General features: G+C 34.9%; 23 protein-coding genes. 10 read left to right on the forward strand and 13 right to left on the reverse strand.

Annotation, left to right across the window (positions count from 1 at the left end; translation table 11 throughout):
- Nucleotides 1-5: 5 nt before the first annotated feature.
- The 4 genes from CGC49_RS08400 to CGC49_RS08415 form a co-directional block, all read right to left on the reverse strand.
- Entirely contained in the window at nt 6-3,221 is a 3,216-nt protein-coding gene (locus tag CGC49_RS08400) for an exodeoxyribonuclease V subunit beta (protein WP_095912367.1), read from the reverse strand.
- A gap of 43 nt (nt 3,222-3,264) precedes the next feature.
- On the reverse strand, nt 3,265-4,089 hold the full coding sequence (locus CGC49_RS08405; RefSeq protein ID WP_042345479.1) for a thymidylate synthase: 825 nt from the start codon (nt 4,087-4,089) through the stop codon (nt 3,265-3,267).
- A 197-nt stretch (nt 4,090-4,286) separates the two neighbouring features.
- Nucleotides 4,287-5,324 carry a Gfo/Idh/MocA family oxidoreductase gene (locus CGC49_RS08410; protein ID WP_095912368.1) on the reverse strand — a complete coding sequence of 346 codons (1,038 nt, stop codon included), beginning with the start codon at nt 5,322-5,324 and terminating at the stop codon, nt 4,287-4,289.
- 77 nt (nt 5,325-5,401) lie between these two features.
- A complete protein-coding gene (locus CGC49_RS08415) occupies nt 5,402-6,190 on the reverse strand; it encodes a DUF2797 domain-containing protein (protein WP_095912369.1) in 789 nt (262 codons plus the stop codon).
- 374 nt (nt 6,191-6,564) lie between these two features.
- On the opposite strand from CGC49_RS08415, the gene CGC49_RS08420 reads away from it, so the two are divergent.
- From CGC49_RS08420 to CGC49_RS08430, 3 genes are all read left to right on the forward strand, one after another.
- Nucleotides 6,565-8,076: a GH3 auxin-responsive promoter family protein gene (locus CGC49_RS08420; protein ID WP_042010217.1), complete on the forward strand. Its 1,512-nt coding sequence runs from the start codon at nt 6,565-6,567 to the stop codon at nt 8,074-8,076.
- A 136-nt stretch (nt 8,077-8,212) separates the two neighbouring features.
- The gene (locus tag CGC49_RS08425; protein WP_042347129.1) at nt 8,213-8,830 is read left to right on the forward strand and encodes a lipoprotein signal peptidase; all 618 of its coding nucleotides are present in this window, start codon (nt 8,213-8,215) and stop codon (nt 8,828-8,830) included.
- Nucleotide 8,831: 1 nt separating this feature from the next.
- Nucleotides 8,832-9,551 carry a YqjF family protein gene (locus CGC49_RS08430; RefSeq protein WP_095912370.1) on the forward strand — a complete coding sequence of 240 codons (720 nt, stop codon included), beginning with the start codon at nt 8,832-8,834 and terminating at the stop codon, nt 9,549-9,551.
- Nucleotides 9,552-9,632: 81 nt separating this feature from the next.
- On the opposite strand, the gene CGC49_RS08435 is transcribed toward CGC49_RS08430, so the two are convergent.
- The 5 genes from CGC49_RS08435 to CGC49_RS08455 form a co-directional block, all read right to left on the reverse strand.
- Nucleotides 9,633-10,382 carry a uroporphyrinogen-III synthase gene (locus CGC49_RS08435; protein ID WP_095912371.1) on the reverse strand — a complete coding sequence of 250 codons (750 nt, stop codon included), beginning with the start codon at nt 10,380-10,382 and terminating at the stop codon, nt 9,633-9,635.
- Nucleotides 10,383-10,448: 66 nt separating this feature from the next.
- On the reverse strand, nt 10,449-11,108 hold the full coding sequence (locus CGC49_RS08440) for a DUF4271 domain-containing protein (protein ID WP_042010231.1): 660 nt from the start codon (nt 11,106-11,108) through the stop codon (nt 10,449-10,451).
- 13 nt (nt 11,109-11,121) lie between these two features.
- Nucleotides 11,122-11,499, reverse strand: a complete 378-nt coding sequence (locus CGC49_RS08445) for a DUF4296 domain-containing protein (protein ID WP_042010233.1) — start codon at nt 11,497-11,499, stop codon at nt 11,122-11,124.
- Nucleotides 11,500-11,502: 3 nt separating this feature from the next.
- A complete protein-coding gene (locus tag CGC49_RS08450) occupies nt 11,503-12,840 on the reverse strand; it encodes a dihydroorotase (protein ID WP_095912372.1) in 1,338 nt (445 codons plus the stop codon).
- 183 nt (nt 12,841-13,023) lie between these two features.
- On the reverse strand, nt 13,024-14,016 hold the full coding sequence (locus CGC49_RS08455) for a DUF4837 family protein (protein ID WP_042010239.1): 993 nt from the start codon (nt 14,014-14,016) through the stop codon (nt 13,024-13,026).
- 144 nt (nt 14,017-14,160) lie between these two features.
- On the opposite strand from CGC49_RS08455, the gene CGC49_RS08460 reads away from it, so the two are divergent.
- From CGC49_RS08460 to CGC49_RS08490, 7 genes are all read left to right on the forward strand, one after another.
- Nucleotides 14,161-14,931, forward strand: a complete 771-nt coding sequence (locus CGC49_RS08460) for an alpha/beta fold hydrolase (RefSeq protein ID WP_042347123.1) — start codon at nt 14,161-14,163, stop codon at nt 14,929-14,931.
- Nucleotides 14,932-14,976: 45 nt separating this feature from the next.
- A complete protein-coding gene (gene lysS, locus CGC49_RS08465; RefSeq protein ID WP_095912373.1) occupies nt 14,977-16,674 on the forward strand; it encodes a lysine--tRNA ligase in 1,698 nt (565 codons plus the stop codon).
- Nucleotides 16,675-16,868: 194 nt separating this feature from the next.
- Nucleotides 16,869-17,903, forward strand: coding sequence for a 6-bladed beta-propeller (locus CGC49_RS08470; protein WP_157909025.1), 1,035 nt, complete (start codon nt 16,869-16,871; stop codon nt 17,901-17,903).
- Between the two features lie 382 nt (nt 17,904-18,285).
- Nucleotides 18,286-19,569, forward strand: a complete 1,284-nt coding sequence (locus CGC49_RS08475) for a citrate synthase (protein ID WP_042345457.1) — start codon at nt 18,286-18,288, stop codon at nt 19,567-19,569.
- A 211-nt stretch (nt 19,570-19,780) separates the two neighbouring features.
- Entirely contained in the window at nt 19,781-20,320 is a 540-nt protein-coding gene (locus CGC49_RS08480) for a DUF2975 domain-containing protein (protein ID WP_095912375.1), read from the forward strand.
- Between the two features lie 4 nt (nt 20,321-20,324).
- A complete protein-coding gene (locus CGC49_RS08485; protein WP_095894105.1) occupies nt 20,325-20,804 on the forward strand; it encodes a DUF2975 domain-containing protein in 480 nt (159 codons plus the stop codon).
- A gap of 4 nt (nt 20,805-20,808) precedes the next feature.
- Nucleotides 20,809-21,018 (forward strand): helix-turn-helix transcriptional regulator, encoded by a 210-nt coding sequence (locus CGC49_RS08490; RefSeq protein WP_042010260.1) that lies wholly within the window; start codon nt 20,809-20,811, stop codon nt 21,016-21,018.
- A gap of 123 nt (nt 21,019-21,141) precedes the next feature.
- Here CGC49_RS08490 and CGC49_RS08495 read toward each other — a convergent pair whose 3' ends face one another.
- The 4 genes from CGC49_RS08495 to CGC49_RS08510 form a co-directional block, all read right to left on the reverse strand.
- Nucleotides 21,142-23,571 carry a YfhO family protein gene (locus CGC49_RS08495; protein WP_095912376.1) on the reverse strand — a complete coding sequence of 810 codons (2,430 nt, stop codon included), beginning with the start codon at nt 23,569-23,571 and terminating at the stop codon, nt 21,142-21,144.
- Between the two features lie 12 nt (nt 23,572-23,583).
- Nucleotides 23,584-23,970 carry a DUF423 domain-containing protein gene (locus CGC49_RS08500; protein ID WP_042010265.1) on the reverse strand — a complete coding sequence of 129 codons (387 nt, stop codon included), beginning with the start codon at nt 23,968-23,970 and terminating at the stop codon, nt 23,584-23,586.
- Nucleotides 23,971-24,151: 181 nt separating this feature from the next.
- Nucleotides 24,152-24,532 carry a CCC motif membrane protein gene (locus CGC49_RS08505; RefSeq protein WP_095912377.1) on the reverse strand — a complete coding sequence of 127 codons (381 nt, stop codon included), beginning with the start codon at nt 24,530-24,532 and terminating at the stop codon, nt 24,152-24,154.
- A 68-nt stretch (nt 24,533-24,600) separates the two neighbouring features.
- On the reverse strand, nt 24,601-25,158 hold the full coding sequence (locus tag CGC49_RS08510) for an aminodeoxychorismate/anthranilate synthase component II (protein WP_095894107.1): 558 nt from the start codon (nt 25,156-25,158) through the stop codon (nt 24,601-24,603).
- Nucleotides 25,159-25,164 lie beyond the last annotated feature (6 nt).

The raw sequence follows: 25,164 nt of genomic DNA on the forward strand, positions 1-25,164 counted from the left end.
TAACTTTATCCAAAAATGATTTCACTCGTGTTCAAATAAACCAATATCTTTTGGGTGATGTTCCAGCCTAACAGGGATAAATTATTGGCATAATAGGACATCTGTTGTACGTCTTTTTCATTAGGTTTTCCTGTCTTATAATCAATGATAACAGCAATTTTTTCTTCGGTAGAATAGGCAATGCGATCTGGACGGAAATAGTTACCATTAGAATCGACAAACTCTCTTTCAATGTAGTAGTTGTATCTGTCTGTGAAATAGGGTTGTATTTCTTTTCGTTGTAACAACTCAATCAATTGCTTCTCAATCAATTCATGTTGAACTTGTGAAATAGTACCATTTTGTAGGTTTTTTTCTAATACTTTTTGAATATCACTCTTATATTTGATTTCGGCTAATAGTTTATGCATCAGATTTCCTCGCTCAATAGCCTCTTTTCGAGTAGTATCCCACAAAAGAGAAGCTCCAGTAGCAATTTTATAGTTAGGAGTTTTCCAATCCTTCTGAAATTTAATGAAGCCATCTGAGCCAATTTGCTTTAGTTTTTTTCTTTGTGGGAAAATAGGGCTGCCGAAGGTGTAATGCGACTGATTTTCATTAACGTTACATTGTATTTTCTCGTTTTGGTTCAGAAGGGAAATGTGTAATCCAGCAAATTCCTTTAGAAGTGTACCATAGGTTTGCTTTTTAGGTGATTCTGGTAAAGCTGTTATCACATAAAGGAAGGATTCAGGGCGAGTCATTGCCACATACAGCACATTGATTTGGTCTAATTTATTTTGTTCGTTATGTTGATTGATAATCTCTTGGCTTTGAGTTTCAAAATTGATTATTCCTTTATTGAATCGCACTAACAAATGTGAAAAACCACCAAAATTTTCCGCATCTACTGGATACCAAAGCGTGTCTTTTTTCGTATCCACTAACTCGCTATCGGCAAAGGCATAGATAATCACCGGAGCTGATAATCCTTTACTTTTATGCACCGTCATTATCGAAATAGCATCTAATCCTTCCGGAGAACTAATACTTAAAGCGTCTTGATTTTCTTCCCAGTACAAAAGAAAATCGGAAATTCCACCTTTGTTGGTGTTTTTAAACTCAAAAATGATGTCCAGGAAACTCGCTATGTAAGCATCTGAATCGTTAGCTAAATCAAAACGATTGACTGCTAATGCCATACCTTCGTAAAGGGAATAACCATTGAATTGAGCCAATGAAAAGCCATATTTTTCAAAAAAAGAATCGATAGGTTGGTCAATATATTCGGTAATGAAGTTGTGTACATCAGCTGTATTTTTTACACTGATAAAATCGAATAACATATTGATTTTTAACTCTTTGCTATCAGGATTTTGTACTGCTCGTAGTAGCGAAATCAGAAAACGAATTGATGGCACATTTTTCAACAAAAGGGAATCAGGAGAAATAATTTTTTTTCCTTGTGCAGAAAGATAGGAGGCTAATGCCAATCCCTCACGCTTTTTACGAACTAAAATAGTGATATCTTCGTCTTTGGCTCCCGATTCATTGGCATGTTTGACTGTTTCCCAAACCTCTTTGCAATAAGTCAGTTCTCTTGGAGTATATCCCAATTCATCGGCTATATTTTCCTCTTCGTAGTTTTCTTCCTCTTGTTCAACATCTACAAATCGAATATCTACATATCCAATAGGGAAATTTTGATTATTTCTTTTGTATTCGGGGTAATTTTGGGTGGCATTAGCATACAAATTTTGATATTCTTCAGACTCAAAAAAGGTGGAAGTAAATTTGAAGAATTTATTATTGAAATCAATAATAGTTTCTAAACTTCGGTAATTTTCCTCTAAATTTACGACAATCCCCCCTATCGTAAAAGGCTGTTTTTTATTGAGATATAAATCCATAAATTGCTCAGCTTTACTTCCTCGCCATCGATAAATTGATTGTTTGGCATCTCCCACTAACAATACAGAGCCTTGTTGTTGATTCATATCTTCGCTTGATACTACATTGGATATCAACTCTTTAAGGTTATTCCACTGCAATTCTGATGTATCTTGAAACTCGTCAATAAAATAGTGCTGGAAACGCTCACCAATACGCTCATAGATAAATGGAATAGTTTGTTTTGTAATTTCGTTGGAAATCACCGAGTTAAACTCCCAAATCGGAAGAATATTTTCTTCCTGTTTAATTAATTCTATTTCATTTTGAATACGATTTAGCAAAGCCAAAGGAACTACATACTGCAGTGCATTTTTTACAAAATTATATTCTCCAAATTGTTGTTGTACAGTTTTGAACTGTCGTACAAATTCAGGTTGTAGGCTGTCAATTAGAGCTGTATTTAATCCTTTCTTATTTGATTCAGCGTATAAAGGTTTTGTTTCCAAATTTAATTGCCAGTTTGCACCCCAAACAGGTTCCCTTTTAGGATCGTTTTGTATTTTTTTGAAAAAGTTAAACATGTATTTTCCAGAGAAAATATTTTCATCTAAATCGTTTTCATTCAATAGTGTAAAAAAATCAGTGGTGATTTGCCGTATGGTTTCTATGCTTTGTGATAGTTTTTGTTGTAGTATTTTTTTTAGAGCTATGAAGTCAGATAGTGTCTTCTCTTTCAGTTCTTTAAGAGCTGTGTAGTGATTTTCTTTGGTGAGCATCTCTGCTACTTCCAGTAGTTCTTTGGTGGTGTCCCAATTCTTGTCTTCTTTCATTTTGTCTTCTGAAAAATCAATAAGTAATTGGGTAATTTCAGCATCTTCTCCAGCCCTGTTCATCAGATTGTCAACCGCCGTACGCAGTATGGTTTTTTGATCTAACTGTACCTCAAAAAATTGATTTAATTGTAAATCGAAGGCAAAGTTACGTATCAATTGATGATTGAATCCATCAATAGTGCTGATGTTGAAAGCAGCATAATTATGGAGTATGTGTTTCAAGACAGACTCGGAACGCGAACGCAATTTCTCGGGAGCAATTTTCAATTCTTGCCTAAGCTCTTCAAACATCGAATTAGCTTCGGTAAGGCTTTTTATATCTGAAAATTCGGTAAGCATTTCAATTACCCGATCCTTCATTTCAAAAACAGCTTTATTGGTAAATGTGATAGCCAATAAGCGACGAAAAGAGTCTATTTTTTCATCGCTTAAAATGATTTTCAAATAGGCCTTTACCAAACCATAAGTTTTTCCAGAACCCGCCGAGGCATTGTAAATGGTATATGAAGATTGCATCGCTATGTTTTTTGAAATGGTTTATGTATTGATTGTTAAGTATCTACACCGAAACTTCTCCTTTTATGGCAGGATAAGGGTCGTAACCTTCTAGTGTAAAGTCTTCATATTTAAAAGAAAATAAGTCGGTTACCTCTGGATTGAGCTTCATTATGGGTAAAGGACGTGGCTCACGACTCAGTTGTAATTTTACTTGTTCAAGATGATTGTTATAAATGTGAACATCTCCAAAAGTGTGTACAAACTCGCCAACTTCCAGTTTACAAACTTGAGCTACCATTATTGTTAATAAGGCATACGAAGCTATGTTGAAAGGTACTCCTAAAAACACGTCAGCACTACGTTGATAAAGCTGACAGGAAAGTTTTCCGTCTGCCACATAGAATTGAAAAAAGGCGTGGCACGGAGGTAAAGCGGCCTTTCCGTTGGCAACATTCTCACAAAAGGATTTTGAAGTGTCGGGCAATACAGAAGGATTCCAAGCCGCCACAATAATACGACGACTATCAGGGTTTTTCTTGATGGTTTCGATTACTTGCTTAATTTGGTCAATATCTTCGTTGTTCCAGTTACGCCACTGATGTCCATACACAGGACCTAAGTCACCATTTTCATCAGCCCACTCGTTCCAGATGCGAACACCATTGTCAGATAAATACTTAATATTGGTATCGCCTTTTAAAAACCAAAGAAGCTCGTGAATGATAGATTTTAAATGTAGTTTTTTGGTGGTAACAACGGGAAATCCCTTGCTTAAATCGAACCGCATTTGGTAGCCGAATACGCTAATGGTTCCCGTTCCAGTGCGGTCTTCTTTTTTATGTCCGTGTTCTAAAATATGTCGTAATAAATCGTGATATTGTTGCATTTTATTAATTTTATAAATAGAAAATTTAGAACCGCAAAGATACAAAAAACCACTTCATAGCGAGAGGTTTTTAAAAGTTATATTAATACTATTTTATCGAAACAGAGGCTTTCAATTTCGCTAAGCCTCTCAATGGTTATCATCAACGGTTGTTCATGATTTTTAACATCTAAAACGAATATGTTATAGAATCATCTCTATAGCGATATTTTCCTTCCTTGAGAAAAACTTTCAATAGCCTTGTCAATCAGAGACATGGTTTGCACAGCTTGGTTAGCAGGAACAGGATTTGATTTTCCATAAACCATTGATTCATATACATTTTGATAAAAATCCATGTAGTTTCCGTGTTGAGCTACGGTCTGCTCGTAAACGGTAGAGGTGTGTAATATGCCGTTCGGATATTGCACTTTAGGAAGCCAATTTTCGGTAGTTGGAGTAATTCCCTTTGAAAGCATATCCTCTTGAGCGTCAAATCGTTGTTGTAAAAAACTGCCTCGATCACCGTGTACGATATATTCCCAGCCTTTTTCCTTTGATATGGTTGAAGATTTTAGGCGTACACGAAGTTCGTTTTCATAAAATAGAATGAGTTCAAAATAATCATTCGTTTGTGTTTTTTCGCGTAGGAATCCTAAATCAGCATATATAAACTTTGGATAACCAAATAGTTGCAATGCTTGATCAATAAGATGAGTTCCCAAATCATGCAGAGCTCCTGCTCCTGCTATGGGAGCTTCTTTATGATTTTTTTCACTGATTGAGGTGCGAAAACGATCGAATCGGATTTCTACTTCTTTAATGGTTCCTAAAGCTCCACTTTCAATAATTTCTTTAACCTTAAGATAATCTCCATCATAACGCCTGTTTTGGTAAACGCTTAAAAAACAATCGTTTGAATCTGCCAATTGCTGTAACTCTTTTGCTTGGTCGCTCGTAACGGTAAAAGGCTTTTCCACCAATACATTTTTCCCTAGTTCCAATGCCTCTTTAGTGTATTCATAATGTGTTTGTACGGGAGTGTTGATCACAATCAAATCAATGATTTCGTCATGGAGCAACTCATTGAAAGAGCGATACAATTTTGATTGAGAATACTTTTCTCGTGAATCGTTTTTATGCCTTTCCACCACAGCTTGTAACCGAAAAAGTGGGTGATTTGCTACAAATGGAGCGTGAAACAAACGTCCGCTCATCCCAAAAGAAGCTAATCCTACATTTATTATTTTGTTCATTTCTTTATCTTTTTAGTGTTTTGACATGATATACATTCTAGAACCTACGTTGTTGTTCAAAGATACAAACACATTTCCTACATAGAGAACTTTACGTAATACCCCTCATTACCTCGCACATTGAAAACCGTCCCATCTTCAAAGATGAGGTACTGTCCCTTGATTCCTTTCAACACTCCATTGTACACTGGCGTATTGATTAAATTAAGAGAATGTACCTTCTGAGGAAACTGTTCCACAGGAAATTGGATATGAACCTCTTCACCATTGTCAATAAAATAAGATTTCGTTTCCTCAGGAAAGAATGTAAACAGCTGATTTCTAATTTCTTTTAAATCAATATCTTCCAGAGTATTCGTAAGCATTTTTCGCCAATCGGTTTTATCCGAAACATGCTCTTTCAAAGCAACTTCAGTAATTCCTGCCAAATAACGGTTTGGAAGTTCAGCTATTACCAAAGCTTCATGAGCTCCTTGATCTATCCAGCGTGTAGGTACCTGTGAATGACGCGTAACCCCCACCTTCACTTTACTTGAATTTGCCAAATACACATAATGAGGCTGCAGTTGCATCTGTTTTTCGTAGTCCAAATCCCGATCTTCAATATCTAAATGAGCTTTGCTAAGTTCTGGATGCATAATCCAATCGGCGGCTTGTGGAATTTCAAAAAAACATTTTTTGCAAAACCCTTGTCGAAAAATAGGTTCGTTCTTTCCACAGCTTAAACATTGAAAATGAGATAATTCTATTTTAATCTGTTGATTTAGCAAACTATTGACCGATAAAAAATCGTTCTCCAATTGCAAGTAGTAGCGTACAGGATTTGCCATTTCGGTCATCATTTTTTGTAATACTCCTTGAAACATATCTATTTTTTTTATTAAATTTACCCGATTTTAGAAGGTGGTATATTCAGAATATATATTCGATGATATAATCATTTGTGTTGCAAAAGTAATAATTTCAGGAACATGTTTTATTTCAATTAGAATTTACCCCTCATTTTTACTGAAGTTTAGGACTGTGCAAAATTTAGATTTTATTCATTCTGTTTGTATTAAGGAATTTTTATTTTTAACAGATTCGTAATAACTTTTGAGAAAAATGTATTTGATAAACAACAACAAAACTCTGTAAAGTTCTGATTATCAAAATCTATTATACAAACGATATGCGAGAGATAAAAAACAATTGAACAAATCATATCGGGAGTTTCAATCAATTTTAAAAAACATTAAAGATGCCATTAGCACTATTTAATTCGATAACCTCTTGGTTTTTAAGACGACGTATTGACCAAATTCAGCAATTTGTAAATAACCCTCACCAGACACAGGAGCGTGTTTTAGCGGAATTGCTAAACGCTGCTAAAGACACCGAAATTGGAAAAAAATATGGTTTTTCCGAAATTGAAAATTACCAGCAATTCGTACGAAATACACCCTTGGTAACCTACGAGGAATTTGAACCCTATATTGACCGAGCCAGAAAGGGTGAACGCAACGTTCTTTGGCATTCTCCCATCAAATGGTTTGCTAAAAGTAGTGGGACAACTAATGCTAAGAGTAAATTTATTCCCGTCAGCGAAGAGGCTTTGCAGGATTGTCATTACAAATCAGGCAAAGATATGCTTTGTTTATACTTAAACAATAATGAAAACTCTAATCTATTTACAGGTAAGAGTTTACGCCTTGGAGGAAGCAAAGAACTATATCAAGAGAACGGCACTTATTTCGGTGATTTATCAGCAATACTAATTGAAAACTTACCATTTTGGGCAGAATTTAGTTCTACTCCAAGCAATAAGGTGTCGCTCATGAGCGAATGGGAAACAAAACTACAAGCTATTGTCAAAGAAGCTAAAAACGCAAACGTAACCAGCATGGCTGGAGTTCCCTCATGGATGCTTGTCCTACTCAACCGAGTGTTAGAAGAAACTGGAAAAAATAATTTACTCGAAATATGGAAAAATTTGGAAGTATATTTTCACGGAGGAGTTAGTTTTGTCCCATATCGCGAACAATACAAAAAAATAATCCCTTCCGATACTTTCCGCTACTATGAAATTTACAATGCCTCAGAAGGATTTTTTGGGATTCAAGACAGAAATAATTCCGATGAATTGCTTTTGATGCTAGACTATGGTGTGTTCTACGAATTTATTCCGATGGATACTTTCGGAACCAACCAACAAAAAGTGATTCCTCTATCCGAAGTAGAACTCGGAAAGAACTACGCAATGGTAATCACCACAAATGCAGGACTTTGGCGATACATCATCGGAGATACGATTCGTTTCACCTCTGTTTCACCTTATCGTATCAAAATTACAGGACGTACCAAGCACTTTATCAATGTTTTTGGAGAAGAACTTATTATCGAAAATACGGAAAAAGGACTAAAAAAAGCTTGTGAACTTACCAATAGCCATGTGAAAGATTACACAGTAGCTCCTATCTTCATGAAAGATAAACTCAAAGGCGGACATGAGTGGATCATTGAGTTCGATAAAGAACCTTTGAACATCGAAAAATTCACCGAAATATTAGATGAAGAACTCAAAAAAGTAAACTCCGACTACGAAGCTAAGCGTTATAATAACATGACTCTTAACATGCCTACCGTTCATGTAGCCCGACAAAATCTGTTTCACGATTGGCTCAAAAACAAAGGAAAACTAGGGGGACAAAACAAAGTGCCACGACTTTCCAATAGCCGAGAGCATCTCGAAGAGTTATTGAAATTCATGTAACCAAAATTGATTCTTTACACAATTGTTGAAATTTTAAACCTATTAGTAAATGCAAATTTAAGTAAGTTCAATACTAAGTTTTTTAGCTTATTTACCAAAAAAGACTTACTTTTGCCCCTCATATACTTATAATTCTATGAAATTAAAACACGCCATTTTTATCATTCTTGCGATATTAATCATTGACCAAGTTAGTAAAATATACATTAAAACAAATTTTATTCTGAATGAAAGTGTAGACGTTTTTAGTTGGTTTAAAATCTATTTCATTGAAAACAACGGAGCCGCATGGGGAGCTGAAATCCCCGGAGTTTATGGAAAACTAGCCTTAACACTTTTCCGTATTTTTGCGGTTTTCGGGATAGGCTATTGGTTGATATCATCCATAAAAAAGCAACGACATCCTATTTTAATCATTTCTATATCAATGATTTTAGCAGGAGCATTAGGTAATATTATTGATTCCGTTTTCTACGGAGTGATTTTTGACCATAGCTACAACAACGTAGCGACTCTGTTCTCAGAACAACCCTATGGGACTTGGTTTCACGGCAAAGTAGTAGACATGTTCTACTTCCCTTTGATTGACACTACTCTTCCTGAATGGTTGCCAATTTGGGGAGGTAACCGTTTTCAGTTTTTTGAACCAGTTTTCAATGTTGCCGATTCTGCCATATGCGTTGCCGTAGGGCTATTGCTTATGTTCAACAAAAAAGCTTTTCCAAAAGAAGAGAAAATAACTGAACAAACCTAAAATGAGCATTATCACAAACATTTTAAAAAACAACGAACATCGACCATATCCACTTCCGAAAGGCAATTGGACATACTATCAAGAGTGGAATCGAGCCTTGTTTTTACATTATAAAGTACCTTATGAGTTGTTACGTCAATTAGTTCCAACCGGCTTACAATTAGATAGTTACAATAATGATTGCTACATCTCGTTAGTAGCATTCACTATGGAGAAAATAAGACCAAAACAACTACCCGCCATTTCCTTTATTTCTGACTTTCATGAGATAAATATCCGAACGTATGTAGAAAAAGATGGTAAAAAAGGGGTCTATTTTTTAAATATTGAAGCAGGAAAACTACTATCAGCTATTGTAGCGAAATGCTTATCAGGACTTCCATACGAGTTTGCAACGATAAAACGTGCTGATAATCAATATAATTCAGAAAACAAAAAGAAGAATTTCCGTTTGGACGTATCATTTGACATAGAGGAAATTATACTTGAAAAGACACCTTTAGACCTTTGGCTTACAGAACGTTATTGCCTGTTTTTAGATATAAAAGAATCTTTGTTTCGGTATGACATACATCATCAAGAATGGAATCTTAGAGGTCTGAAAATAAACAAATTAAATATAAATTATCATCTGAAAAACATTTCTTTATCACCTAACTATCACCTTTGTCACTATTCCGATGGTACTCAGGTCATTTCATGGAATAGGGTAAAACTTTAGTGTTGTACTAAAAGCTAAAGGCAAATTAGATTCCACTAACTTGCCTTCAGATTATATAACTTGTATCATTGATCGCCCTAACTATTTTTTTCCATTTACTTTTGAAATATACTGTTCCAAAGCCATTGTCATTGAAGGCGTTTCAGGAGAAGGAGCCTTTATGTCGATGACCAACCCCGCCTCTTGGGCTGCTTTTAAAGTTGAATCACCATAAACGGCTATTTTTGTGTTATTCTGGGTGAAGTTAGGAAAATTTTTAAACAACGATTCAATACCTGCAGGACTAAAGAAAGCCAAAATGTCGTAATTAAAGTTGCTTATTCCTGATAAATCAGAATGAACAGTCCTATAAAAAATTGCTCTTTCCCATTTGATTTTCAAATCATTAAGAGCTGTGGCAAGTTCTGCCTTACAAGTATCTGAACCAGGGAATAAGAAGTTTTCTTCTTTGTATTTTTTCAAAATAGGCAACAAATCAGAAAATTCTTTCTTTCCTACATAAATTTTTCTTTTTCTGTAAGTGATGTACTTTTGCAAGTAGAATGCAATTGCCTCAGATTGACAGAAATATTTCATAGTATCAGGCACTTTGAAACGCATTTCTTCTGCAATTCTGAAGTAATGATCTACTGACTTTCTGCTTGTTAATATAACAGCAGAAAATTTTGTTAAATCTATTTTCTGCAAACGTATATCTTTAGCACTAACCCCTTCGACCTTTATGAATGGAATAAAATCAATCTTAACTCTTTGATTTTCAATAATATGAGCATACGGAGAGTTTTCTGCCTTCGGCTCTGGTTGTGAAACCAAGATACTTTTTACTTTCATAAATAATTACTGTTTGCTTTGTGCTAAATAAATCCTACGGATGTTATTAGTTCACCGAATTTGTTTCTATAAAAATCTAATCCCATAGATAAAGAAGACATACGGTGCTATTTCAAGGGTGCAAAGATACAAAATAAAATAAATAATGTAAGGTTTTATCATCTTTTGATTGGATTTTACAATCGAAATCCAACCTAATACGTTGATTATTAATAGTATGCCGAAAAGTAAATAGATGTATTTTTTTTCTAAAGACACTGCATATAGAATAAAGAATAACACTACAACCACCAAAATAGCTCCATAACTTGAATATGCTATACGACTAAACATGTACCCCTTACTAAACCCTCTCAACTCAAACACCTGAGCTATAGAAGTTTGTACAACAAGCTTTAAACCTAAAAGCAACAGAAGTAATACAGCGATGTCTAAAAATAAAAATCCAGTACTAACAGGAAACTGTAGATCATATATCTGTCCACAAACATAGAAAAATAAGCTCAACGAAAACCATTGCAAAAAAAATAGAAAAAACGTAAAAAGATGTATTTTTCGTTCTTTTTTCTCGTAAATCACAATGTACTTATCATTTAATGGTAATTTTACATATTCCGAAAAATGATTGGGATAAACCATTTTCATAAAGGCTATGACCCCAAAAACAAAGAGGAATAATGGGAAAATCCAGGATAAAAAAGGCGGAGATAATAGATGACTTTCCAAGGTTCTGTATTTTTTAGTCTACTTCTAAAGGTGTGACTGATGTTGCATCAATTTCTGGAATGATGCTATCTCGTTCTCGTTTCAATCGTAACTCAACATTTTTGATTATTGTATCATATTTTTGAGGAAAAGAAGCATAATATTCCATATTTTGAGCTAAAATTAAACTATCAATTTCATATTTTTTGTATATCAATTCCTGAAAAGAGATGTTTAATGTGTCCATCATTGTGTAATCTGTACTTTTTATAGCGTCTAAAAGGATTAAATCATACATCAAATTCTGCATTTCTCTTTCCGAAAGAAATTTTTGAGGCTTTTTTACAATATTTTCACCACATGACAGCACCGAAAAACATAGAATAATCAAAATATATAATCTTATTTTCATAACTTATCTATTAAAAGTAACGCGTTTTCCAGCCGCCTCTCCAATAATAATTCCATCATTGTATACCATTTTTCCATTAACGAATGTGGTTCTGATTTTTGATTTGAACACAGAATCTGTAAAAGGAGACCATCCACATTTGTACAAAATATTCTCTGTGGTCACTTTCCACGGACTATTCAAATCAACTAAAACTAAATCAGCATAATACCCTTCACGAATAAACCCTCTATCCTTCACTTCAAATAAAATTGCGGGATTGTGGCACATTTTTTCAACTATTTTCTGAATTGAGATACGTCCTTTATGATGTTGCTCAAGCATTGCTACTAACGAATGTTGCACCAAAGGGCCTCCCGAGGGAATTTTATGATATTCTTGATTTTGCTTTTCTTCGAGTGTATGAGGAGCATGATCGGTAGCAATTACATCCAGACGGTCGTCTAACAAGGCTTCCCACAAGCTCTCACGATCATTAGCCGTTTTGACCGCTGGATTCCATTTAATGAGGCTTCCCTTTTGATCGTAATCAGCATCGGAAAACCACAAATGATGTACACATACTTCCGCAGTTATCTTTTTATCTTTCAAAGGAATGTCATTTCTAAAAAGCTCTGTTTCTTGAGCTGTTGAAAGATGAAAAACGTGTAATCTCGCTCCTGTTTTTTGAGCTAAGGAAACAGCTTTAGACGAAGATAAATAACAAGCTTCATGGCTTCGAATTAAAGGATGAATTTGCATAGGTATTTGATAACCAAACTGTTGAGAGTAACGCTCCATGTTGTGCCGGATGGTTTGCTCATCCTCACAATGGGTAGCTATAACCATATCCACATTCGAAAAAATACGTTCAATAGTTTGCTCATTATCTACCAACATGTTCCCTGTGGAAGAGCCTAAAAATAGTTTAATACCCACACAAGCCTTGCGATCTAATCGCTTTAGTTCCTCTAAATTATCATTCGTTCCACCAAGAAAAAACGAAAAATTAGCGAAAGAAGTTTTCGATGCAATTTCAAATTTTTCTTCCAAAAGATCAATAGTTGTGGTTTGGGGAACAGTGTTGGGTTGTTCAAAAAAAGTAGTTACTCCTCCCGCAACAGCCGCTGCACTTTCGGAAGCTATATTGGCTTTGTGCGTCAACCCAGGTTCTCTAAAATGAACTTGATCATCAATTACTCCTGGCAATAAGTAATGCCCTTTTCCTTCGATAACTGTGTATCCGTTTTCCGCTGTAATATTGGGTGCTATTTTGGCTATTCGTTCTCCTTCAATGAGTATATCACCTCTAATCACTTGATTCTCATTGATAATATGTACATCTTTGATAAGTGTTTTCATTTGTGTTGTAGAATTGCAAATTGTCTTGTATTCAAAATTAAACCCCAAAGATATAAGATTAATTTTAAAATACCTACTTTTAGGGATACTTTATCCATTTCAAACGCTTTTGACTGCAAAAAAGAAAACGAACAATTCCCACAAACGAAAACTATCTTTTACACCAAAAAATTAAGTGACAAATTACTTTGCAAACTCAATGGATTTTACAATAGCTTCTAATTCAAATAGATAATCTCTTTTTTCTATTCTTGGAGCTAAAATGAAGCCTTCAAGTACGACTAAACGGTTATTAGGAACATCTTCGATAATATAATTCAGGTAAGGTCCTCCTAAAAAGAAATTTTTCATTTCCCACAAACCACGGCTTTCCATAGCATTCCTGTTTTTAATTTTCATATCTGTAATGCTGGGAGCAAAGGATGTTTCGGTAATCATGTACATACCTTCTTTTCTACCTGGTATGTATCGTTCACCGATGGAATCACGCATTCTTACGATGGTTTCAGCTCGGCTATTGTCTTTTGGTATGCTATTAATAGGCATCTCATAAACAATTAAGTTGGAAGTTCCCCCCTTAATTTGACGTTCTATCCAGAAGAAATTATTTTCTTGCTTCACAATTTTGTAAACAGAGGGCATTGTGAGCGAAAAGCCTAATTTTTCCTGCAACGCCGTTTCTTTATTCAAAGATTTTTGGAATCGTGATTGAGCCTCCTTAATATCGTTATCCCTAAATTCTTCGATCATTTTGGCAAAATGCTCTTGAATCTCACAACTGATGTCTCGTTTTGTTTTACCTTTGATAACACCCACTTTTTGAGGACGTGCATACAAATTCTCTTTTACGAATGATTTATTAAGTGAATCTTGACTGATAATCAATACATTCCTACTATTTCGAGTGTTATCCGTAAAAATTTGCGGAGGAATCTGATGTAATAAAAAAATTGGTTCTTCGGTTGGAAGACCTTCTAAAGGCGAGGCAAAATATTTTCGGATAGTATCCCCCACAAAACCTTCCCAAAGCGTATTGTCAATGACTACGGCTAAAGAATTTAATTGCCCTATAGACTGTGGCAAATGCAGATTTTTAGCCGATTTTTGGTTGTTATCTGTTTCATTACAAGCTGTTAGCAAACATAAACTTATAAAAATATATATTATTTTTTTCATAAAATTAGTGGTTAATTTCCTATTATTTTTTATAGCGAAAATCGTTCCAAAAACGTTTTTTTTGTTTTTTATTTATCAATAAGTTGAATTTTCATATTTTAGAAGTATCTTTGCCGAAAAGAATATAACACACAAAATTGAGCAATGAACGTATTGCATTCACAAATCATAGGCGAAGGGAAACCGTTGTTTATTTTACACGGATTTCTTGGCATGTCGGACAATTGGCGAACTTTAGGAATCAAATATGCCGAAGCAGGGTATGAGGTACACCTTATCGACCAACGGAATCATGGACACAGTTTTCATCACCAAGAATTTAGCTATTCTATTCTAACAGAAGATTTGAAGCATTATGCCCAAGTGAAAAACATCACTCTTTTCGATTTAATTGGACACTCTATGGGAGGAAAAACAGCAATGTTATTTGCTACGGAGTATCCGAATATGGTTGATTCTGTGATTGTTGCCGATATTGCACCAAAATTTTATCCACCACATCATCAACAAATTTTACAAGGATTAGCTTCGATTGATTTTGAAGTTGTCAAATCGCGTTCGGAAGCCGACAAGCAACTATCTTTCTACGTCAGCCAAGCTGATGTAAGACAATTTTTACTAAAAAATTTATTTTGGAAAACAAAAGATCAATTGGATTTTCGCTTTAATTTAGAAGCTCTTATGGAAAATGAGTATGAAATTGGAGTTGAATTACCGAAAAATAACACTTTCGATGGGAAAATTCTATTCCTAAAAGGAGAGTTTTCGGAATATGTGATGCCAAGCGATGAACCTCTGATTAAACAACATTTTCCAAATGCAAAAATTGAAATGGTTTCAAAATCAGGACACTGGCTACATGCACAAAATCCAGATGAGTTTTTCCAGAAAACGATGGCTTTTTTAAATCAATAATATGTTTATCTTCAAAGAAAATATACAACAAAATCGATTAATTATATGCAACTATCAGAACAAGAGATAATTCGTAGAGAAAAACTTGATAAATTAAAAGAATTGGGTATCAATCCGTATCCAGCGGAATTGTACCCTGTTGATACAACTTCTGCCGATGTAAAATCGGATTTTCAAGAAGGAAAGAAGGTAACTTTGGCGGGGCGACTAATGTCTGTCCGTATTCAAGGAAAAGCCTCCTTTGCTTCATTACAAGACAGCCAAGGACGCGTACAGCTCTATATCAATCGTGATGAAATTTGTCCTGACGAAGATAAAACTCTTTACAATGAAGTGTTCAAAAAATTGCTCGATTTGGGCGATTTCATCGGTGTGGAAGGCGAACTTTTCCTTACACAAGTGGGCGAAAAATCAGTGCGGGTAAAAAACTTCAAGCTACTGAGCAAGGTACTTCGTCCGTTGCCGCTTCCTAAAACCGATGCCGATGGAAATACATTTGACGCCTTTACCGACCCCGAGCTTCGCTATCGTATGCGTTACGTGGATTTGGTAGTAAATCCGCAGGTGAAAGAAGTTTTCATCAAGCGTACCAAACTTTTCAATGCAATGCGTCAATTTTTTAACGAACGTGGTTATATGGAAGTGGAAACACCTGTTTTACAATCCATTCCAGGAGGAGCTGCGGCTCGTCCGTTCATCACACATCATAATTCTTTGGACATTCCTTTGTATATGCGAATTGCCAACGAATTGTATCTGAAAAGACTTATCGTGGGAGGATTTGACGGCGTGTACGAGTTCTCGAAAAACTTCCGAAACGAAGGAATGGACAGAACTCACAACCCTGAATTTACCGCAATGGAAATTTATGTGGCGTACAAGGACTACCATTGGATGATGGAGTTTACCGAACAATTGTTGGAGCATTGTGCCATCGCTGTAAATGGTTCAACCAAAGCCACTTTCGGAAAGCACGAGATTGATTTTAAAGCTCCATATCCGCGAGTTACGATGACCGAAGCCATTCAAAAATTCACAGGGTTTGACATCACAGGAAAAACTGAAAAAGAATTGTTCGATTTTGCTAAATCTATTGGAATTGAGGTTGATGACACAATGGGCAAAGGCAAACTAATAGACGAGATTTTCGGCGAGAAATGCGAAGGAAATTTCATTCAACCTACATTTATCACGGATTATCCGAAAGAGATGTCGCCACTGACCAAAGAACATCGCAACGACCCCAATCTGACCGAGCGTTTCGAGCTGATGGTCTGCGGAAAAGAAATCGCCAATGCGTATTCCGAGTTGAATGACCCTATCGACCAACGCGAACGTTTCGAGGCACAGATGGCACTTTCCGAGCGAGGCGATGACGAGGCGATGTTCATCGACCAAGACTTTTTACGAGCGTTAGAATTTGGTATGCCTCCAACATCAGGCTTGGGAATCGGGATGGACAGACTCATAATGTTCCTGACCAATAACGAAAGTATACAAGAAGTACTTTTTTTCCCGCAAATGAAGCCTGAGGCGAAAGCCACACAGACAGTAGAATTAAACGAAGATGAAAAAATGGTGTTTGAAATCCTCCAAAAAGCGGAAACACTTCCGTTGGAAGAGTTAAAAACCCAATCGGGACTATCCAACAAAAAATGGGATAAAACCATCAAAGGTCTGACCAGCAAAAAGGTAGCTTTCGTTGAAAAACAAGACGATAATTTATTGGTGAAATTAGTATAACATAAGGGCGAAAAATCTTTCGCCCTTTTTTTTTTAAAAATAGAGATTATGAGAATGCTATGTTCTCTTTTTCAAATTTAGGCGATAACTTTTTAATTTCATGGCAATAGGCATTTCAAATATTTTTATACTTTTGTTCGTAGAATAACTAAACGTTTTTTCGTATGAAACATTCTATTTTATTTTGTCTACTTATGTCTTTTTTCATTTTTGGTTGCAAAAAAAAAGAAGACAGGAAGGAGTTTTGCAAAATTCTTATTGATTTTGATAAAATTGAGAACGTTGACTTATCTCAACATATTGAAAGAAAGGTCTGTTTTGAGTTTTCAGAAGAATCGATGTTAGGAAACTTGGATGAAATTGTTTTAAATGGTCAAGGTTTTTTAATACGCTCTTTAAGTAATCTTTTTCTTTTTGACGAACAAGGGAGGTTTCTATCCCAAATAGGTTCAAAGGGAGCAGCTCCCGATGAATATAGTAATTTTAATTCTTTCTTCATAAAGGGAGATGATGTTTTTATATATGATGATCAGACAAAACGGATGATTATTTACGATTTTCAAGGTAGATACAAATCAACTATAAACCTGAACGATAGATATGATAGTATAACTCCAAATTTTATCTATCCTTTGTCCGATGGGAAGTTTATTTCAAAAAATATGTATGGGGGTAGTCATAGAAAAACCCCTTCATATAGCATTTTAAAGGAAGATTATAGCATTGAAAAGAATATTAAAAATAGGTGGTTGGCTCATAGTTTTTTTTCTCTAAATAATTTTAATGTAGGAGACGGCAAAAATATGTTGTTTTGGGAAATACTTAATGATACTATTTTTACAATCACAGAAAAACAAGAATGCTTTCCCAAATATATTGTGGATTTTCAAGAGAAATCAATTCCTTCGGATGTTAAGAAAAAAGAATTCTATGAATTGATTCAGTTTACGAATCAGCCTGAGAACATAAACAAGTATGCTTCCCTTGTGCAGAACGTTTATGAAGATTCCGATTTTTTAAGATTTACGTTTCTTTTTCAAAGAAAAATACACTACGTTAAACACGATAGGAATAATAACAAAACCAAAGTTTATTTACTGACATACGATAATCAAAATTTAGGCTCAAGAATTCTTTTTCATAAAAATCATTTGTATGTGCCTGTCAACGATTTAGATAGTATAGAGAGTAACGGTTGCTTGATATTGATAGATGAGTCTAAGTTATAAAATTAGTAGTTAGGATTTTACTTTTAGAATGTTGTATCTATGTTTCAAAAAAATAATGTTTTTTTGAATTTCGATACGTGAGGTAGAGTACCCACAAAATGTTTTGCTTTTTCTCAATATCTTTAAAAATATTGAAGAAGTAAATTGTAAGAGTAACAGATAAACAGATGTGAAAGGTCGGGTTTTCGAAAAAAAGCGGAAAGCTATTTTTTTTATATTTTCGTTTAAAAAGGGGCTAAGAATCCGTTAATGAAACTGTTCAAAAAGTAACTGCGTTAAAAAAATGGATAAAAATTTTTGTTGATCAGAAAAGTTTTTTGTATATTAGCCACGTTTTAAGCGAAAAACGATATTACTAAAATAAAACTTTATAATTAAACTTATGGCAGAAACAGCAAAATTAGTCTTTGACGGAAAAGAATATGAATTTCCAGTGATTACAGGAACCGAAAATGAAAAAGCAATTGACATTGAGAAATTACGTGCTTTAACAGGGTTGATTACCTTGGATTCAGGTTATAAAAATACTGGAGCTTGTAAAAGTGCAATTACTTTTTTGGATGGAGAAAAAGGGATTTTACGTTATAGAGGATATAATATTGAGGAGTTAGCTGAGAAAGCAGATTTCTTGGAAGTGGCTTATTTGCTGATTTTTGGGGATTTACCAACCAAAGCTGAGTATGAAAAATTCATCACTACAATTCATAAGTACACAATGATTCATGAGGAGATGAAAGGTATTTTAGATGGTTTCCCGAAAACAGCCCATCCAATGGGAGTGTTGTCATCGGTGATCAGTGCTTTGGTAGCTTTCAATCCTAAGGCAGTGGACGTATCTTGTGAGAAAGATGTGTACGAAGCTGTATGTAAAGTGATGGCAAAAATTCCTGTATTGGCATCGTGGGTGTATCGCAAACGAGAAGGACTTCCATTGAACTACTATAACAATGATATGGAATACATTGATAATATTCTAAATATGATGTTTGCCATCCCAACAAATAAGTACAAGGTGAATCCAAGAGTAGCAAGTGCGTTGAATAAATTGCTAATTCTGCATGGTGATCACGAGCAAAACTGTTCAACTTCTACCGTTCGCTTGGTAGGTTCGTCTCATGCAGGTTTATTTGCTACCATTTCGTCTGGAGTTTCTGCTCTTTGGGGGCCTCTTCATGGAGGAGCTAATCAAGCTGTAGTAGAAATGTTGGAAGATATTAAAGCCGATGGAGGTGATGTAGAAAAATATATCAGAAAAGCAAAAGACAAGGACGATCCATTCCGTTTGATGGGCTTTGGACACCGAGTGTACAAAAATTTTGATCCTCGTGCTAAAATCATCAAAGCAGCTGCGGATGACGTATTGAATTCACTTGGAATTGATGACCCAATTTTTGATATAGCCAAACATTTAGAAAAAGTAGCCTTGGAGGATGAGTATTTCAAATCAAGAAACTTGTATCCAAATGTGGATTTCTATTCAGGAATTATCTACCGAGCGTTGGGAATGCATGTGGAAATGTTTACCGTTTTGTTTGCTATCGGACGTTTGCCAGGTTGGATAGCTCAATGGAAAGAGATGCGTCAAGGTGGAGAGCCAATCGGAAGACCACGCCAAGTGTACGTAGGAAGTACAGAAAGATCTTTTGTTGAGATTAGCAAAAGATAATCATAGAATACATTTTATAAGAAAAGCTCCACTTCGGGGCTTTTTTTATTCTTTGCCCATAATAGCTTCAATAAGAACTCATATTTAGTGGAGGTTCCTGAAATAATCCATGCTTATTTTTTATATTTCTTAATCAAATAATATGATAAATATTTATTGTTTTTCGATAAAAATTTATTATATTTGCATCATAATTTTAAAATCAGATACAATGAAAAAGATTACATCTTCCGATTTTCAACTCATTAAATTAACTGTTTGGTTGATATTAGTGATATTTTCTTTTGATGCAATACGAATGTTGTTCGAATTCATATCTCCTTTGATTTTTTCGAGAGAGAATAACACATCAAGCTGGGATAGAAAATTGATGTTCTTCCAAAATCACCCAATTTATTACGGAATTATTGTTTTTTTTGAGTTAATTATTGCCTTTTCAAAAATTTATATGAGTTTGATAGCGGCTAAATCTGTTTCAAAATTAAATGTGAACAACTCGTTTTTTAAAGAGAAATTGGCTGACAATTTTTTAAAAATCAGTAAAATAGCTATTTCTTTGAGTTGCTTCATATTTATTTTTCAAGCCATAAGTGATTTTATTTTTATTAACATCCCGTCATACCAAGAATTTAACCGTAGAACGGCATCGGATATGGGAATAATACTTCTTTTAGGGTCAACTATGTATGTACTTGCTTACATTTTTAAAAAAGGAACAGATTTACAAGAAGAAAACGATTTAACTATTTGATATTATGCGAAAAATATTTATTCTAAAAACTATTCTCGACTTGCTATTTATTTTATCAATTTTCGGGGTTTTGAGTTTTATTTCATTCTTTTTGGAAGAGACCATCAGAGTGAACGGTTATGATGTTACGGCTGACACATTATTCGCTAAAATTGTGCTTTGGCTTTGGTATATTGGTTATCTTTTGTTCATATATATTCTTTATCTTTTCAGAAAAACTGCATACTTATTTCTTCGAGTACGAATTTTTAACGAAAAAGTGGTTAAAAACTTGAATAAAATAGGAATTCTACTGATAATCATAACTATATGTACTGATATTTCTTTAATGATTTATAGCGTTATAGAACGCAAAAATATAGGAATCCGATTGGATACAAATCCTGTGTTGTTTAAGGTAGCTGTGGGTTTGTTATTTATGACTTTGAGTGAAGTGCTTAAAATAAGTACAAAAATGAAGGAAGAAAACGATTTAACTATTTGATATTATGCCAATTATTGTAAATTTAGATGTAATGATGGCAAAGCGAAAAATATCGTTAAATGAGCTTTCGGAAAAAGTGGGTTTAACGCTTTCCAACCTTTCCATTTTGAAAACAGGAAAAGCCAAAGCCATCCGATTTAGCACCCTTGAAGCTATTTGTAAAGCACTTGACTGCCAACCTGCTGATATTTTGGAATATAAAGAAGATGAGTAGTAATTTTAGTGGTGCTTTACTCCAAAAAAAATTGTCCGAAAAGTTGGTTCTTTTGTTATCATTTCGTTTGTTGCCTATTCAAAATGATGATGCTTAGAAAAATAACTTTTCGGACAGTTTATTCTATTTTTTGTCTGTTTTTGTACGTCTATTCTTGTAAAAAACGACTCCTGCTCCCAGCAACCACAAAATCAACAATACATTTCCAGCTAAGGTGATTTTAGTTCCAGTGGCTACTACTTGAGGTTTGAACTCAAAGGTGATAGTATGTTTTCCTGCAGGAACTTCCATTCCACGCAAAAGATAGTTCACCCTGTAGTGAGGTGCTTCTATGCCATCTAAGGTTGCAATCCAACCGTGAGGGTAGTGCATTTCGGAGAATACGGCAAACCCTTTTTGTTGATTATCAGTTTTATACTCTAATTTGTTTGGTTTGTAATTTTTCAGTACTATAGTTGCAGTACTATCCATTGTCGATGATTTGAAATTTAAATTTTCCACCTCTTTTGTCAAGACGATGGCTTCAGTTCTCGGGTTAAAATCCGAAAGCCCTTGCATGACTTCATCGTTGGTGTCTTTGGTAATTATTTTATTTACAAACCAAGCATTGCCTAAAGCGTCCTCATTCTGCATCGGTTGGAGTTGTCCATTTTCGTTACGCATAAGTATGTATTTAACATTGAGCATGTTAAGCACTTCTGTATTTCGGTTTGAAATCTGATATTCAAATAACTCTTGCAAACGTTTTGGTTTAGCGGCGTGGTATCCCCCAATAGAATGATGGAAATATGAAGTCCTTGCTCCGTTGATGCCTACTTCAGGTTCGTACACTCGGTAAACAGATTTGTCTTCTAATATCATATTATCAGCTTGTGTAGCTTCAAAGGGTTGTTTCATCCGATGTGTTGATACAAAATCTTTCTCATCTACATAACGTCTTGCTACGCCTCCTAAATCTAAAATGATGAGTAATAGTAGAGCTATTTGTACTCCCTTTTCGGATATCTTTTTGTATTGATATAAATTCAAAAACAATATAGTAAGTAACATAAAGATGGTGCTACGGAGCAAATCGCTCGTATACATGGACTGCCGATCTTCTTGAATCATCGCTACGACTTCGCGTCCGTAATATTGTTCATATAAAGTGTCGCTAACTCCTTTAAAATCAAAGAGTCCCTTGCTGAGTAGTAGTAAAATTACGATGCCAAAGGTAATACAAACGGTGTACAAAAGCGGTTTTTTATTTTCTTCAGTCGTATTTTTCAAAAATCGATACAGACCAAGCATTGCCAAAATCGGTACACACAATTCCAAAATTACTTGAATAGAAGAAACTGCGCGGAATTTGTTATATAACGGGAAATAATCAATCATCACATTTGTTAAGATGTCGAAATTTTTTCCCCATGAAAGTACCAATGCCATGATACTTCCTGTTAATAGCCACCATTTTTTGTAACCTTTGACTAAAAATAAAGATAACACGAAAAAGAAAAACATGATTACTCCTATATAGGCTGGAGCGGCAACTATGGGTTGAGTTCCCCAATATGTAGGCAATCCGTTTGTAAATTCCAATGCTTGAGTTGGAGGAACGCCTTGTTTTACCAAAAAATCGTAGGTTTTTGAATCCTTTCCGAGAGCTTCATTGTTTGAACCTCCGAACAACCTTGGAACGATAAGGTTTAGCGATTCTGCCAATCCGTAGCTGTATTCCGTAATGTAGTCTTTTGATAATCCGCTATTTAATTTTTTATTTCCGTCTGGAGAAATCGTTAGTTCCGATTTGCCACGTGTACTCCACTGTGTGTATTCTTGAGTTGCTAAAAGCGATGTAGCGTTGGTGAGTACACTCAAAATAACAGCTCCAACGAGTGTGGCTGTAGCTTTCAAGAAATTATTTAATTCTTTGTTTTTAAATGCTTTATATAGCATAAAACATCCAAAAACGAGTACTAATAACATCAGATAGTACGTCATTTGCAAGTGATTTGCATTGATTTCGAGAGCCAGAGCAAAGGCTGTTAGCAGTCCTCCCCAAAGATATTTTTTTCTGAAAACCAGTAAGATACCAGCAAGTACGGGTGCGAAATAACCTATGGCATGAGCTTTGGCATTGTGTCCCACACCGAGTATAATAATCAAGTAGGTAGAAAGTCCAAAGGCTATTGAACCTATAAAGGCAGTTCGCATATCTACTTTTAGGGTAAGCAATAAGACGTAAAGCCCAATAAAATAAAGAAATAAATAATCAGCGGGACGAGGTAGAAAGCGAATAGCTTTGTCTATTTTTTTGATAAAATCGTATGAATAATTAGCTCCCAATTGATAAGTAGGCATCCCTCCGAAAGCACTGTTTGTCCAGTAAGATTCCTCATTTTGACTTAGTCGGAAGTCGTTTCGTTCCTTCGCCATACCGGTATACTGTACTATATCGCTTTGGAAAATGGTTTTACCTTGCATTACTGGATAAAAAAAAGCCAAAGCTATAGCTATAAAAAGCACAACTGCCACCAAATGGGGCAGTGCCTTTTGAAAAATATGTTTCATCTTGAAATGTGTTTAGGCTTTTGACTTGATAAAATAAGCGATTAATAATCCCCAGCCTATAATCATTAGTGTACCTCCGATAGGAGTAATAGGCCCTAAAAAACGCAAACTGACACCCCAATGTTCTTGAAACGATAAAAAGTAGATGCTTACAGAGAAGAAAAATGTTCCTAAAATCACTAAAATGGAAGTCCATTTTTCTAAAGAAGATTCAAATTTTAAGAAGAATCCAATGATGAGTAACAATAAAGCCGAATACATTTGATATTTCACACCTACTTCAAAACTTGCTAATCGTTCAACGGACAGGATTTTTTTGAAAGCGTGTGCCCCAAAAGCTCCTAAAATGATAGAGGTGATTCCGTATATACCTCCCCAGAGTAATGTAAATGTTTTCATTTTTAATAAATATTTATCGAAGGAATCTAAGAATTTTCTCAGAAATACGATGTTTTACGTATAATTTTTAACTTTTTTGTACCAGTCTCAATGTGACTAAAGAAAGCTCTATGCAAGGTTTACGAGTGTTTTCTCAGTTTAACTGCATAAGCCTTTTTGCTTAGAATAGTAATTTTAAAAACTAATCAAAATGATTATAAGGCATTTCTTCAGTCATTTGTTCAATTCCTTCCAATCCCACGATAGCAATTAGGTAGATAGATAATAAGACCATCAACACGCTGATTATTACACTGATATATGCAACAGTCCTTGCTGTTTTTAAATTATCAATGCCTAAGTACATCTCCGGATTGCTATTGTATTGATTGATTCTTGTACTTGCTATTAATACAGCAATAATGGCAGGAATCAAACCCACGCCACAGCAAAAAGAGAAAACGATTCCGATAATCGCCAATACATACACAACCGTAGCGCTGATAGGTTGTTTAAGTTCTGAACGCTGATCGAATATGGGGTTCTTGTTATAATTGAATGTTGGATTCTGATTTGTATCCATAAATAAAACATTTAGAGTTAAAAACCACGCAAATGTAAGTATTTTTACGCTTATAGGCAAGAGATGTTTTAATTTTCAATCCAATTTTTCAGTATCGTTTTACCGAAGGGAGTAAGAATTGATTCAGGGTGATATTGTACCCCTCGAATGTCATATTCTTTATGACGGAGCGACATGATATATCCATTTTCATCAACAGAAGTTACGGATAGTGAATCAGATACGGATGAAACTACCCATGAATGATAGCGACCCACTGTGAACTGTTTAGGCATATTTTTGAACAAGAGATCTTCCTCTATGACAGTTACTTGAGAGGTTACTCCATGGAAAACCTTAGGAAGATTCATCAGTGTTCCTCCAAAAACCTCGCCGATAGCCTGTTGCCCCAAACAGATTCCAAATATACTTTTTGAAGGAGCATATTTTTCAATGATAACTTTCATTAACCCTGCCTCGTCTGGGATGCCTGGGCCAGGAGATAGTAGGATTTTGTGGAAATCAGCTACCTCTGTTAAAGATATTTCATCGTTGCGTTTTACAACTACTTCGCACCCTAAATCTTCAAGATAGTGTACTAAATTAAAAACAAAACTGTCGTAATTGTCGATTACTAATACTTTCATAAAGAC

Source organism: Capnocytophaga sp. H4358, assembly GCF_002302515.1.
GTDB lineage: Bacteria > Bacteroidota > Bacteroidia > Flavobacteriales > Flavobacteriaceae > Capnocytophaga > Capnocytophaga canis.

What these genes read in the sequence shown, in the direction of transcription:
- CGC49_RS08400 (WP_095912367.1), bottom strand. Translation starts at nt 3,221, where the DNA reads ATGCAATCTTCATATACCATTTACAATGCCTCGGCGGGTTCTGGAAAA.
- CGC49_RS08405 (WP_042345479.1), bottom strand. Translation starts at nt 4,089, where the DNA reads ATGCAACAATATCACGATTTATTACGACATATTTTAGAACACGGACAT.
- CGC49_RS08410 (WP_095912368.1), bottom strand. Translation starts at nt 5,324, where the DNA reads ATGAACAAAATAATAAATGTAGGATTAGCTTCTTTTGGGATGAGCGGA.
- CGC49_RS08415 (WP_095912369.1), bottom strand. Translation starts at nt 6,190, where the DNA reads ATGTTTCAAGGAGTATTACAAAAAATGATGACCGAAATGGCAAATCCT.
- CGC49_RS08420 (WP_042010217.1), top strand. Translation starts at nt 6,565, where the DNA reads ATGCCATTAGCACTATTTAATTCGATAACCTCTTGGTTTTTAAGACGA.
- CGC49_RS08425 (WP_042347129.1), top strand. Translation starts at nt 8,213, where the DNA reads ATGAAATTAAAACACGCCATTTTTATCATTCTTGCGATATTAATCATT.
- CGC49_RS08430 (WP_095912370.1), top strand. Translation starts at nt 8,832, where the DNA reads ATGAGCATTATCACAAACATTTTAAAAAACAACGAACATCGACCATAT.
- CGC49_RS08435 (WP_095912371.1), bottom strand. Translation starts at nt 10,382, where the DNA reads ATGAAAGTAAAAAGTATCTTGGTTTCACAACCAGAGCCGAAGGCAGAA.
- CGC49_RS08445 (WP_042010233.1), bottom strand. Translation starts at nt 11,499, where the DNA reads ATGAAAATAAGATTATATATTTTGATTATTCTATGTTTTTCGGTGCTG.
- CGC49_RS08450 (WP_095912372.1), bottom strand. Translation starts at nt 12,840, where the DNA reads ATGAAAACACTTATCAAAGATGTACATATTATCAATGAGAATCAAGTG.
- CGC49_RS08455 (WP_042010239.1), bottom strand. Translation starts at nt 14,016, where the DNA reads ATGAAAAAAATAATATATATTTTTATAAGTTTATGTTTGCTAACAGCT.
- CGC49_RS08460 (WP_042347123.1), top strand. Translation starts at nt 14,161, where the DNA reads ATGAACGTATTGCATTCACAAATCATAGGCGAAGGGAAACCGTTGTTT.
- lysS (WP_095912373.1), top strand. Translation starts at nt 14,977, where the DNA reads ATGCAACTATCAGAACAAGAGATAATTCGTAGAGAAAAACTTGATAAA.
- CGC49_RS08470 (WP_157909025.1), top strand. Translation starts at nt 16,869, where the DNA reads ATGTCTTTTTTCATTTTTGGTTGCAAAAAAAAAGAAGACAGGAAGGAG.
- CGC49_RS08475 (WP_042345457.1), top strand. Translation starts at nt 18,286, where the DNA reads ATGGCAGAAACAGCAAAATTAGTCTTTGACGGAAAAGAATATGAATTT.
- CGC49_RS08480 (WP_095912375.1), top strand. Translation starts at nt 19,781, where the DNA reads ATGAAAAAGATTACATCTTCCGATTTTCAACTCATTAAATTAACTGTT.
- CGC49_RS08485 (WP_095894105.1), top strand. Translation starts at nt 20,325, where the DNA reads ATGCGAAAAATATTTATTCTAAAAACTATTCTCGACTTGCTATTTATT.
- CGC49_RS08490 (WP_042010260.1), top strand. Translation starts at nt 20,809, where the DNA reads ATGCCAATTATTGTAAATTTAGATGTAATGATGGCAAAGCGAAAAATA.
- CGC49_RS08495 (WP_095912376.1), bottom strand. Translation starts at nt 23,571, where the DNA reads ATGAAACATATTTTTCAAAAGGCACTGCCCCATTTGGTGGCAGTTGTG.
- CGC49_RS08500 (WP_042010265.1), bottom strand. Translation starts at nt 23,970, where the DNA reads ATGAAAACATTTACATTACTCTGGGGAGGTATATACGGAATCACCTCT.
- CGC49_RS08505 (WP_095912377.1), bottom strand. Translation starts at nt 24,532, where the DNA reads ATGGATACAAATCAGAATCCAACATTCAATTATAACAAGAACCCCATA.
- CGC49_RS08510 (WP_095894107.1), bottom strand. Translation starts at nt 25,158, where the DNA reads ATGAAAGTATTAGTAATCGACAATTACGACAGTTTTGTTTTTAATTTA.